Source organism: Microbacterium shaanxiense (assembly GCF_054779995.1).
The window spans coordinates 483,863-495,937 of the sequence record NZ_BAAGXE010000002.1 but is presented as its reverse complement, the minus strand read 5'-3'; the positions used below and the strand labels follow the sequence as shown (position 1 = coordinate 495,937).

At 68.1% G+C, this 12,075-nt stretch carries 11 protein-coding genes; 7 read left to right on the top strand and 4 right to left on the bottom strand.

The window, feature by feature from the left end; all coding sequences use genetic code 11:
* Positions 1-104 precede the first annotated feature (104 nt).
* The 3 genes from ACYVG2_RS07330 to ACYVG2_RS07320 are packed head-to-tail and all read left to right on the top strand — an operon-like array spanning position 105 to position 3,075.
* A complete protein-coding gene (locus tag ACYVG2_RS07330) occupies positions 105-1,235 on the top strand; it encodes a heme/hemin ABC transporter substrate-binding protein (protein ID WP_460780366.1) in 1,131 nt (376 codons plus the stop codon).
* Complete coding sequence (locus ACYVG2_RS07325; protein ID WP_460780364.1) at positions 1,232-2,305, top strand: FecCD family ABC transporter permease; 1,074 nt, start codon at positions 1,232-1,234, stop codon at positions 2,303-2,305. The genes ACYVG2_RS07330 and ACYVG2_RS07325 overlap by 4 nt, the downstream gene beginning before the upstream one ends.
* Positions 2,302-3,075 carry a heme ABC transporter ATP-binding protein gene (locus ACYVG2_RS07320; RefSeq protein ID WP_460780363.1) on the top strand — a complete coding sequence of 258 codons (774 nt, stop codon included), beginning with the start codon at positions 2,302-2,304 and terminating at the stop codon, positions 3,073-3,075. The genes ACYVG2_RS07325 and ACYVG2_RS07320 overlap by 4 nt, the downstream gene beginning before the upstream one ends.
* Positions 3,076-3,101: 26 nt before the next feature.
* Here the strand turns inward: ACYVG2_RS07320 and ACYVG2_RS07315 are convergent, their stop codons facing one another.
* Complete coding sequence (locus ACYVG2_RS07315) at positions 3,102-3,470, bottom strand: sterol carrier family protein (protein WP_460780362.1); 369 nt, start codon at positions 3,468-3,470, stop codon at positions 3,102-3,104.
* Positions 3,471-3,558: 88 nt separating this feature from the next.
* Here ACYVG2_RS07315 and ACYVG2_RS07310 point away from each other — a divergent pair, with 88 nt between their 5' ends.
* Positions 3,559-4,236, top strand: a complete 678-nt coding sequence (locus ACYVG2_RS07310) for an NUDIX hydrolase (protein WP_460780361.1) — start codon at positions 3,559-3,561, stop codon at positions 4,234-4,236.
* 31 nt (positions 4,237-4,267) lie between these two features.
* On the top strand, positions 4,268-5,560 hold the full coding sequence (gene purD, locus ACYVG2_RS07305) for a phosphoribosylamine--glycine ligase (protein ID WP_460780360.1): 1,293 nt from the start codon (positions 4,268-4,270) through the stop codon (positions 5,558-5,560).
* A 120-nt stretch (positions 5,561-5,680) separates the two neighbouring features.
* Here purD and ACYVG2_RS07300 read toward each other — a convergent pair whose 3' ends face one another.
* The 3 genes from ACYVG2_RS07300 to ACYVG2_RS07290 form a co-directional block, all read right to left on the bottom strand.
* Positions 5,681-6,859, bottom strand: a complete 1,179-nt coding sequence (locus ACYVG2_RS07300; protein WP_460780359.1) for an ROK family transcriptional regulator — start codon at positions 6,857-6,859, stop codon at positions 5,681-5,683.
* Positions 6,860-6,951: 92 nt separating this feature from the next.
* Positions 6,952-7,938, bottom strand: coding sequence for an ABC transporter permease (locus ACYVG2_RS07295; RefSeq protein WP_448967260.1), 987 nt, complete (start codon positions 7,936-7,938; stop codon positions 6,952-6,954).
* 65 nt (positions 7,939-8,003) lie between these two features.
* Complete coding sequence (locus tag ACYVG2_RS07290) at positions 8,004-9,488, bottom strand: sugar ABC transporter ATP-binding protein (RefSeq protein WP_460780764.1); 1,485 nt, start codon at positions 9,486-9,488, stop codon at positions 8,004-8,006.
* A gap of 297 nt (positions 9,489-9,785) precedes the next feature.
* Between ACYVG2_RS07290 and ACYVG2_RS07285 the strand changes: the two genes are divergently transcribed.
* Both ACYVG2_RS07285 and ACYVG2_RS07280 read left to right on the top strand, forming a co-directional pair.
* Entirely contained in the window at positions 9,786-10,838 is a 1,053-nt protein-coding gene (locus ACYVG2_RS07285) for a substrate-binding domain-containing protein (RefSeq protein ID WP_448966726.1), read from the top strand.
* Between the two features lie 84 nt (positions 10,839-10,922).
* A complete protein-coding gene (locus ACYVG2_RS07280) occupies positions 10,923-12,062 on the top strand; it encodes a Gfo/Idh/MocA family protein (protein ID WP_460780762.1) in 1,140 nt (379 codons plus the stop codon).
* The last annotated feature ends 13 nt before the right edge of the window (positions 12,063-12,075 follow it).

Sequence of the window (12,075 nt, the reverse complement as noted above, 5' to 3'; positions counted from 1 at the left end):
AGGTCTGATGCTGTGCTTACGTTTGGTTAGGCTTAGCTAACCTCCGCCTCCGACCATAGACTGATCAATGTGATCTCGTCAAAAATTAGGACAGGCTAACCTCAATGCGCTCTCGTCTCGCTCTCTTCCTCGCGGCGACCCTGATCGTCGGTCTTGCCGGCTGCAGCATCCCAGCGACCGAAGGATCAGAGGACACAGCTTCCGATTCCTGCCCCGCCGCGGCCCGGCAGCTCGCGGATCTCGAGCTCGTCGACGACGTGCGCGCCGCGATCGGCGGCTCCACCGCGTGCCTCTCCGATCATGCGATCAGTGCGGTCGCCGACACGACTGCCCCCGCTCTCCCCGTCACGATCACCGATGCCGAGGGTCGTGATGTCGAGATCACCGATGTCAGTCGCATCCTGCCGATCGACATCTCCGGCACCATCGCTGCGACCGTGTTCGCGCTCGGTATGGGCGACAGCGTCGTCGGACGCGACTCCTCGACGACGTTCGAGGGAACGCACGATCTGCCGGTCGTCACCAAGGCCGGCCACTCTCTCAACCCGGAGGCGATCCTCGAGCTCGCCCCGACCGTGATCCTCACCGACACGACGATCGGTCCGAAAGAGGTGCGCCAGCAACTCCGCGATGCGGGCATCCCGATCGTCGTGATCTCCGACGAGCTGCGCCTCGACAGCACCGACCAGCTCATCGAGGAGGTGGCGTCGGCCCTCGGCATCCGGAGCCGCGGCCAGGAGCTCATAGCCCAGACGGACGCCGACCTCTCCTCGGCGCTCGCGGAGATCGCCGAGGTCACGCCTGCCGACGAGGCCGATCGTGCGCGGATGCTGTTCCTGTATGTGCGCGGCAGCGCGAACGTGTACTACATCTTCGGCAAGGATTCCGGCGCCGATTCGCTCATCGAGGCTGTCGGCGGCATCGATGTCGCGAGCGAGATCGGCTGGGAGGGCAACAAGCCCATGACCGCCGAGGCCCTCGTCGCCGCGCAGCCTGATGTGCTGGTCATGATGACCGACGGACTGGAATCGGTCGGGGGCATCGACGGGCTCATCGAGCGGGTGCCGGCCGTCGCCGAGACGCCTGCCGGGATCAACCGCCGGGTGATCGACATGGCGGACGGCGAGATCCTCAGCTTCGGACCGCGCTCACCGGAGATCATCCGGGCGATCGCTCGCGCCCTCTACGCGCCAGCCGCAGGCGAGACGTCGTCGTCCGGCGAGAACGCAGAATGACCGCAGAGGTCATCACCCGCACGCCGACACGGCACCGGGCGGTGCGGTTCGCCTCGATCACTCTCGGCCTCGCCGTCGCGCTCGTGGTCACCTGCATCGTGTCGCTCGCGAGCGGGCAGTATTCGCTGTCGCCGAGCGAGATCATCGGCATCCTGCTGCACGGCGCCGGCGTCGACGCACCGTGGGCCTCGCCGAACGCATCCGACTCCGGCGTGATCTTCAACATCCGCCTCCCCCGTCTCGTCCTCGGCATCCTCGTCGGTGCCGCGCTGGCGGTCGCCGGCGTGCTGATGCAGGCGATCTTCGGGAACCCCCTGGCGGATGCGAGCGTCGTCGGCGTCTCGTCCGGTGCAGCCCTCGGCGCCGCGGCGAGCCTCACATTCGGACTGTCGACCTTCGGGATGTGGACGACGCCCGCCCTGTCGTTCATCGGGGGACTCATCGCGGTGTTCTCGGTGTACTTCATCAGCAGATCCGGCGGACGGACCGAGGTGGTCACGCTGCTGCTCACCGGTATCGCGATCAACGCGATCGGAGGCGCGGGCATGGCCTTCATGACCTTCCTCGGCTCGACCTCGACGCGCGAGCAGATCGTCTTCTGGCAGCTGGGCTCGCTGAACGGAGCGCTGTGGCCGAACATCGCGGTCGTCGCGCCGTTGACGGTCGTCGGCGTCGTGATCTCGGTCATCGTGGCGCACCGGCTCGATCTTTTCGCACTCGGCGAGCGCACCGCCAGGCATCTCGGTGTGCGCGTCGAGCTGCTGCGCATCGTCGTCATCGTGACGGTCGCGGTCCTGGTCTGCGCCGCGGTCGCGTTCGCCGGCATCATCGGGTTCGTCGGGCTCGTGATCCCGCATCTCATGCGCATGATCATCGGCCCCGCGCACCTGCCGCTGATCATCTCCTCGGCGGTCGGCGGCGCGCTGCTGATCGCCCTCGCCGACCTCGTCGCCCGCACGGCCGTTCCGCTGGCCGACATGCCGATCGGGATGATCACCTCGCTCGTCGGCGGCCCGTTCTTCCTGTGGCTGCTCGTGCGCACCCGCCGTCGTGCCGGGGGATGGGCATGAACGCGCGGCTGCGAGCGAACGACGTCACCGTTCGGATCGCGGGAGGTCGCGCCATTCTCGAGGGCGCCTCGATCGACGTGCACCCCGGCGAGATCCACGCCCTGGTCGGGCCCAACGGTGCGGGAAAGTCCACACTGTTCGGCGTGCTCGCCGGCGACATCGCTCCTGATTCGGGTGCCGTCGAGATCGATGGACGGTCGATCACCGGCATCCGCCCCCGTGACCTGGCCCGCACCAGGGCGGTGCTGCTGCAGGAGAACGCGGTCTCCTTCCCCTTCCGCGCGGAGCAGGTCGTGCGCATGGGCAGGGCTCCATGGGCGCGAACCGCCTTCGAGGACGACGACGACACGGCGGTCGCGGAGGCGATGGCCGACACCGAGATCGATGACCTCGCAGACCGGTCCGTGTCGTCGCTGTCGGGCGGCGAGCGCGCCAGGGTGGCGATCGCCCGCGTGCTCGCGCAGCGGACGCCGGTCATGCTGCTCGACGAGCCGACCGCTTCGCTCGACCTCAAGCATCATGAAGACGTCATGCGCCTGGTGCGCAGCGCAGCGGATGCCGGCACCGCCGTCGCCGTGGTGCTGCACGACCTGAACGCCGCCCTCGCGCACGCCGACAGACTGACGCTGCTCGCATCAGGGCGTGTGATCGCGTCCGGCCCGCCAGCGGAGGTCCTGACGGCCGAACGCATCGCGCAGGTGTACGGGCAGGCGGTGGACGTGTTCCCGCATCCGGTCAGCGGCGTTCCCCTGGTGGTCCCGCGGCGGTAGCCGGGGCTGCCCCTCGACGGGCGGATCTACGGACGCAGCGGCATGAGATCCGACAGATCCGCGCGCGTGCCCGAAGCCTGCACGCGTCCTGCCGCGACGGCCTCGTCCCAGCTCTCGACCCCTGTCGCGAGGTCGATCCAGGTCGCGGCATCCATCTCGATCACGTTCGGCGGCGTGCCGCGCGTGTGGCGCGGACCCTGCACCACCTGCACCGCACCGAATGGCGGCACTCGCACCTCGACGCTGTTGCCAGGGGCCTTCTCATCGAGCAGCTGCAACAGGTAGCGCACTGCCGTCGCGAGCGCGCTGCGCGCAGGCTTCGTACCCGCGGTGCGCGACTCACGCACGGCATCCAGCGCGTCGCGCCCGTCGCTCACATCGATCTTCCTGGCCACGGCATCAGCCTACGACGACGGCCTCTCCCGATCCGATGCCGGTCGGACCCGCCGCCCCGACGGAAGAAGCGCGCGTATGCTCGAAGGGATGACCGATCCGCAGCATCCGGAGGGCGCCCGCGCCGAGTTGCTCGCCGCCGCGCAGTCCGGCAGCTGGGGCATACTTCCGCAGCTGGAAGATCCGGACGCGGCTCGTGAGTCCGCTGTTCTGATCCTGTTCGGCGTGCTCGATCGCACCCCGGCCCCCGTCATCGACGCCGCTGTGGCGAAGGATCTCGACGTGCTCCTCCAGCGACGCGCATCGACCCTGTCGTCGCATCCCGGCCAGGTGTCCTTCCCCGGCGGAGGGCGCGAAGCGGCCGATGCGGACTCCGTGGCGACGGCGCTGCGCGAGGCGGTCGAGGAGACCGGACTCGATCCCAGCGGGGTCGAGATCCTCGGTGTGCTCCCCGAGCTCCCCCTCGCGGCCAGCAACCATCGGGTGACACCGGTGCTCGCGTGGTGGACGACGCCGTCGAAGGTGGCAGCCGTCGACCATGCCGAGACCGTCGAGGTGTTCCGTGTGCCGGTGGCGCAACTGCTCGACCCCGCGACGCGCTTCACCTCCGTCATCACCCGTGACGGATTCCGTTTCAGCGGTCCGGCATTCGACGTCGACGGCACGATCGTGTGGGGATTCACCGCGATGGTGCTCGACCGCCTGTTCGACAGCTGCGGGTGGACCGTGCCGTGGGATGCGAGCGACGAACGTCCCGTGACCGTCTGACGCGGCTCGACCGGCTCGGTAGTCTGGATGGGTGAAGATCCTCGTCCTCGGTTCCGGTGCCCGTGAGCACGCGATCATCCTCGCCCTGAAGGCAGAGTCCGAGAAGGCGGGCGGTGCGCAGCACGAGATCCTCGCCGCGCCGGGCAACGCCGGCATCGCGCAGGACGCCACGCTCGTGATCCTCGATCAGCTCGACGGCGGAGCGGTGACGACGTTCGCGAACGAGAACGGGATCGACCTCGTCGTCATCGGCCCTGAGGCCCCGCTCGTGGCCGGTGTCGCGGATGCGCTGCGCGAACGCGGCATCCCCGTGTTCGGCCCCGGCAGGGCCGCGGCGCAGCTCGAGGGTTCGAAGGCTTTCGCGAAGCGAGTGATGGACGCGGCATCGGTGCCGACCGGACGCGCCGTGCGCGCAGCATCCGTCACCGACGTCGAGAGCGCGTTCGACGACCTGGGCGCACCGTACGTCGTCAAGGCCGACGGACTCGCGGCCGGGAAGGGCGTCATCGTCACCTCCGACCGCGCCGAGGCTCTCGCCCACGCCGCGCACTACCTTCCCCAGGGACCGGTACTGATCGAGGAATTCCTCTCCGGACCCGAGGTCTCGTTGTTCTTCCTCTCCGACGGCGACACCGTGCGCGCCCTGAGCCCCGCACAGGATTTCAAGCGCGCCTATGACGGCGACGAGGGTCCGAACACCGGCGGCATGGGCGCCTACTCGCCGTTGCCGTGGCTCGTCGAGCAGTTCGGTAGCGAGCAGGAGTTCGTCGCGCTCGTGACCGAGCAGGTCGCACTGCCGGTGATCCGCAGGCTGGATGCCGAGGGCACCCCGTTCATCGGTCTGCTGTACGCGGGGCTCATCCTCACGGACAAGGGCGTCAAGGTCATCGAGTTCAACGCCCGCTTCGGAGACCCCGAGACGCAGGTCGTGCTGCCGCGTCTGGTGACCCCGCTGTCCGAGCTGCTCTTCGCCGCGGCATCCGGAACTCTCGAAGACCAGCCCGATCCCGTGTTCTCGGACGATGTCGCGATCACCGTCGTGCTCGCGAGCGAGGGCTACCCCGAGGCTCCGCAGACCGGTCGCCAGATCTCAGGACTCTCGGATGCGGCGAGCGTCGACGGTGTGCGACTCGTGCACGCGGCGACCGCCGGGCCCGATGCGCCGGGCGGAGACCTGCTCGCCACCGGCGGCCGTGTGCTCAACGTGGTGGCCGTCGGCTCGGACTTCGCCGCCGCTCGCGCGCAGGCGTACGACGCGATGGGCCGGATCGGGTTGGACGGTGCGCACTTCCGCAGCGACATCGCCGCCCGCGTCGCGCAGTAGTCCGCGGTCGGAGCTCGCCCGCGCCGCTTGGGCTGCAGAAATCGGCAACCGCTGCACATATCGATGTAGCGCATGCCGATTTCTGCAGCGCACGCAGGAGTCGAGGATCGGCGAGGCGCCCTAGTCGGCGAGGCTGAAGCTCTGCGGCAGGATCTCCGGGCTCAGCGCGTGCTCGATCGCGAGCAGGCTCGCACCGCGCACCGCCGCCTCGCCGGCGGTGACGGACTGCACGATCGCGAGATGCTCGGTCGCCAACGGCATGGAGTGCGTGTAGACGACCTCACGGACTCCGGCGATCAGGTGCTCCCCGACGCGTGCCATGGCGCCGCCGATCGCGATGACCGACGGATTGAGCAGGCTCACGGATGCGGTGAGCACCTCACCGAGGTCTCGCCCAGCTTGCCGCACCGCCTGGATCGCATCGAGGCTGCCGGCCTTGACGAGCTCGACGACGTCGTTGCCGTCCTTCGCCTCGATGCCGCGCTGGCTGAGTGCCCTGGCGATCGCCGGCCCTGAGGCGAGCGCCTCGAGGCATCCGGTGTTCCCGCAGTGGCACGGCACGTCCGCGCCTCGCGCGACGCGCACATGCCCGAAGTCACCCGCGATGCCCTGCGCTCCGCGCAGCAGACGTCCGTCCGAGATGATCCCGGCGCCGATGCCCGTGGCGACCTTGACGAAGATCATGTGGTCGGTCGACGGCCACGCGACGGCGCGCTCGCCGAGTGCGGAGATGTTCACGTCGTTGTCGACGAGGACGGGAACCTGCAGGTGCTGCTGCATCCAGCCCGGCACGTCGAATCCGTCCCAGCCGGGCATGATCGGCGGCTTCGCCGGACGGCCGGTGGCGTGCTCGACCGGCCCCGGTACGCCGACGCCGACCGCCGCGACGCGCTCGTGCGTGAGCCCGGCCTCGGCGATCAGCTCGTTCGCCGCCTCGACGAGCCACAGCAGCACGGGTTCCGGGCCGAGAGACACGGCGAGCGTGCCGGTGCGCTCGGCGAGGATCGTGCCGGCGAGATCCGTCACGGCGACCGTCGTGTGCGATGCGCCGATGTCGGCGGCGATGACGACCTTCGCGGTGGGGTTCAGGGCGAATTGGGACGGCGGGCGACCGCCGGTCGAGGCGGCATCCGCGACCGGTGCGATGAGGCCCTTGCGCATGAGCTCGTCCACGCGGGCCGCGACCGTCGACCGGGCGAGGCCCGAGGTCTTCGCGAGCTCCGCTCTGGTGCGGGGCTCGCCGTCGCGCAGCAGCTGGAAGAGCTGCCCGACCCCGCCGGCGTTGAGATTGCTTGCCATTCTTAAACCTGTACTTCTCGTGAACGGCCATGCGCATCATGCATGCGGCACGGCATCAAGGCCCCGGCGACGGCCCCCTGCGTCTGTCGATTCTACGCTTCGGGCACCGCCTTGATCGCTGTCAGCCGGCTCTTCGCGACGCGTCCGACCGCGAACCGCTGCTGCAGCAGCACCGCGACGACGATGATGACGCCCTTCGCGACGGCCTGCGCCGAGGAGGTGAGGTTGTTCTGCACGAACACGTTCGACAGCGTCGCGAAGATCAGCACGCCGAACACGGTGCCGGTGATCGTGCCGCGTCCGCCGATGAGCAGCGTGCCGCCCACCACGACAGCGGCGATGGCATCGAGCTCGTACAGGTTGCCGTGCGTCGAGGTGCCGGCCGTCGTGCGGCCCATGAGCATGACCGCGGCGATTCCCGCGGTCAATCCGACGAGCGCGTACAGCCACATCGTGTGGCGCTTGACCTTGATGCCGGCCAGACGCGCGGCCTCGGGGTTGCCGCCGATCGCGACCGTGCGGCGTCCGAACGTGGTGCGGTTGAGCAGGAACCATCCGGCGACGGCGACCACGGCGAAGATCCAGATGAGGATGTCGACACCGAGGATGTCGACGTTCATGGCGCGCACGAAATCGCGATCGGAGATGACCAGGGTGCGGTTGTTGGCGAGGATCTCGGCCAGGCCGCGCGCCCCGACCATCATCGCGAGCGTCGCCATGAAGGCGGCGACCTTTCCGTATGCGATCACGACTCCGTTGATGAGCCCGGCGCCGACGCCGACGAGCAGTGCGACGAGGACCGTGACGATCCAGTGGCTCGAGCTGGCGATGTCCTGGATCGCCGACAGCGACCCGACGACGGATGCCAGTGCCAGCACCGCGCCGACGGAGAGGTCGATGCCTCCGGCGATGATGACGAAGGTCATCCCGACGCTGATCACGCCGATGATCGACGCCTGACGCAGGATCACGAGCGCGTTGTCGAAGTTCAGGAAGTTCGACGAGGTCACCGCGCCGACGACGATGATCACCAGAAGTGCCAGGACGAGGCCGAGGTTGCGTCCGACGGATCCGGACATCAGCCTGCGCAGCGCCGACGGGGTATCAGCCTCGGTCGTGCCGGGCGAGGTGGGGGTCTGCACGCTCACGCGGCGACTCCTTTCATGACGAGGTCGAGCACGCCGTGCTCGTCGATCTCTGTTGCGGGAAGTGTGGTGAGGACGCGTCCGTCTCCGACGACGAGGACGGAATCCGCGAGACCGAGGACTTCCTCGATCTCGCTCGAGATGACGACGATCGCGTGACCAGATGCCGCGAGCCTGCGGATCAGGGCGTAGATCTCGGAGCGCGCTCCGATGTCGACTCCTCGAGTGGGCTCGTCCAGCAGCAGCACCGAGCTGCCGTGCACGAGCCAGCGTGCGAGCAGGATCTTCTGCTGGTTCCCCCCTGACAGGGTCGCCGCCGGCCGATCGGGATCCGCCGGTCGCAGCTCGAGTGCGGCGATCTGCTCCTTGGCCGTGCGGCGCTCGCTGCGCTCATCGAGCAGCGGGCCCTTGGCGAACCGCGTGAACGACGAGAGCGTGACGTTCTTGAAGATCGGCTCTCCCAGTACGAGACCCTGCGACTTCCGCTCCTCGGGACTGAGACCGACACCCGCGGCCACAGCCGCCGAGACGGATCCTCGCGGGAGTTCCTTCCCGCCGACGCGGACCGTTCCGGCCGATGCCCGCCGCGCGCCGTAGATCGTCTCGATGATCTCGCTGCGCCCCGACCCCACGAGGCCCGCCAGACCGATGATCTCGCCGGCGCGCACCGAGAACGACACGTCCTCGAACACCCCGTCCAGGCCCAGCCCCTCGACCTCGAGCAGCACTGGTGCGTCGGCGGCGATGGGCTCTGCGGGAGGGAAGACGTTCTGCACCGCGCGGCCGGTCATGTGCTTGATCAGCTCAGCCGTGGTCGTGTCGGCGACGGACAGGTTGCTAGCCACTGTCGACCCGTCCTTGAGGACGGTGATGCGATCGCCGATCTCGCGGATCTCCTCGAGCCGGTGGGTGATGTACACCACAGCGATTCCCTGCGACGTCAACTCCCGCACGACAGCGAACAGGTTGCTGACCTCTTGCGAGTCGAGGACAGCGGACGGTTCGTCCATGATGATGAGCTTCGTGTCGTGCGACAGGGCACGGGTCATGCTGACGATCTGCTTCTCGGCCGCACTGAGCGAGCCGACGTCCGCGTGCGGCGACATCGAGCCGTGGCCGAGCCGCTCGAGGAGCCTGCGGGTCTCATGCACGAGCTGACCGCGGCGGGTGAACCCGAACCTGTCGAACTCGTGGCCGAGGAACACGTTCTCCGCCACAGTGAGGCCGTCGACGACGTCGAGTTCCTGGTACATGGTCGAGATGCCGAGCGAGATGGCCGCCTGCGGGTTCGCGATCTCGACGGGCTCCCCCATCCAGCGGATCTCACCGGCGTCCGGCGTGTGCACGCCGGCGAGGGTCTTGATCAGCGTGGACTTGCCCGCACCGTTCTGTCCGAGCAGGCAGTGCACCTCGCCCGGCCTCACCTCGAGGTCGACGCCGCGCAACGCGCGCACACCGACGAAGCTCTTCTCGACACCGCGCATCTCCAGTAATGCCGGAGTCTGGTCAACTTTGATCACAGCAGGAACATAACACGCTCTGTTTTCGAATGCGAGAGCATCGTGTTCGACGATCGAGAGATCATGTCCAGTGCTCGCCTCCTCGAATCACAGGGATTACAACGCTGTACTTACTTTTGATCGGTCTACAACAAAAGCTGGTCACATGGTGACATGTTCTGCTAGCTTGACTCTTGTCAGTGCGCGGCGCTCACCGGCTCGGGTTCCGATCCTGGTTGTCTGCGCCGCACGCAGCTGCATCACATTTCAAGGAGGAAAGACATGCACAGCATGCGCACACGCGGGCTCCGCCCGTTGATGGCAGGAGCGGCAGCACTGTTCGCCGTCACTCTGCTGGCCGGATGTACCAGCGATGGTGCAGAGGGCGAAGGGTCGACCGAGAACCAGGGCACCACGAGCGAGGAGAACACGGCCTCGGGCGACACCGTTGTCATCGGCTGGTCGGGCCCTGAAGCCGACCACGGATGGCTCGGCGCGATCAACACGGGCGCCATCAACGCGGCGGAGGGCTTCGACGACGTCGAGCTGCGCCAGGCGGAGGGCACGAACGACGCGAACCAGCAGATCGCCGCGGTCGAGCAGTTCATCAACGAGGGCGTCGACGCGATCGTGCTCCTTCCGACGGACGGCGCCGCGCTCACCCAGGTCGCGCAGAAGGCGATGGATGCGGGCATCCCCGTCATCAACGTCGACCGTGAGTTCTCCGACACGTCGGCCTCGCGCCTGACGATCCTCGGCGACAACTACGGCATGGGCGTCAGCGCCGGCATGTACATCTGCGAGCAGCTCGACGGCCAGAGCGATGCCGTCGTCGCGGAGATCGCCGGAATCGACTCCCTGCCGCTGACCCAGGACCGCTCGCAGGGCTTCAAGGATGCTCTCGAAACCTGCGACCTCGAGGTCGGAGCCCGAGTCGCCGCGGACTTCACCGTCGCCGGTGGCGAGAGCGCAGCATCCCAGCTGCTCTCGGCGAACCCCGAGATCGCCGCGATCTGGAACCACGATGACGACCAGGGCATCGGCGTCCTCGCTGCGATCGATGCAGCCGGTCGCGACGAGTTCTTCCTCGTCGGCGGCGCAGGAAGCGTCAACATGATGGACAACATCAAGGCCGACGACACCGTCGTCAAGGCGACCGTCATCTACCCGTCGACGCAGGCCGCCGACGGCATCGCGATGGCACGTCTGATCGCGCAGGACAAGACGATGAGCGACCTCATCACACCGAGCGTTCCGTACCGCATCGTGCTGGACGCGCCCGTAGTGACCAAGGACAACGTCGACGAGTTCATCAAGCTCGCCTTCGAATCCTGATCGACACCCGCGGGGCGAGCGCCACGGCGCTCGCCCCGCACCGTTTCCCCGGGAGTGGATATGACAACTGAGCTGCGAGTGGCCATGATCGGCCATGGATTCATGGGAGCCGCGCATTCCGTCGGCTGGCGACAGGCGCCTGCGGCGTTCGACCTTCCCCTCGCTCCGAGGATGACGGTGCTCGTCGGACGCGATGCCGACAAGACGGCATCCGCGGCACGCAAGTGGGGCTGGGACGAGACCTCCACCGACTGGCGAGCCGTCATCGCGCGCGACGACATCGACGTGATCGACATCGTCACCCCCGGAGAATCGCACGCCGAGATCGCGATCGCCGCGCTCGCGGCCGGCAAGCACGTGCTGTGCGAGAAGCCACTGGCCAACACAGTGGAAGAGGCCGAGGCGATGGAGCGGGCTGCGCAGGATGCTGCGGCCCACGGCATCCACGCCATGGTGGGCTTCACCTACCGCCGGGTGCCCGCCGTCACCCTCATGCGCGACATGATCGCGGCAGGACGCGTCGGCACGGTGCGGCAGGTGCGCGCGAGCTACCGTCAGGACTGGCTCGCCGATCCCGAGTCGCCGATGACGTGGCGTCTGGACAAGGACCGCGCGGGCTCGGGCTCGCTCGGCGACATCGGCGCGCACATCATCGACATGACGCAGTTCGTCACCGGGCAGTCGCTGACCCAGGTCTCGGCGGTCCTGGAGACGCTGGTCGACGAGCGCCCTCTGCTGGGCGAGTCCGTCGGTCTCAGCGGCACCGCGAGCACCGAGCGCGGGAGGGTCACCGTCGACGACGTCGCCCTGTTCACCGGACGACTCGAGTCGGGAACGCTGGCCACCTTCGAGGCCACCCGATTCGCGACGGGCCGCAAGAACGCGCTCGACATCGAGATCTCGGGTGACGCCGGTGCGCTGCACTGGAACCTCGAGGACATGAACGTGCTCGAGTTCTACGACGCGACGCAGCCGGCGGGCGAGCAGGGCTTCACCCGGATCCTCGTCACCGAACCGGAGCACCCGTACCTTGCCGGATGGTGGCCGACCGGGCATATGCTCGGCTACGAACACGGCTTCTCGCACCAGGCGAAGGACTTCGTCGAGGCGATCGCGAGCGGCTCCACCCCGCACCCGACGTTCGCAGAGGGACTGCATGTGCAGCGGGTGCTGGATGCAGTCGAGCGCAGTTCGTCCGACGGTTCGGCCTGGACCGGCGTCTGAAGACCAGCACGAA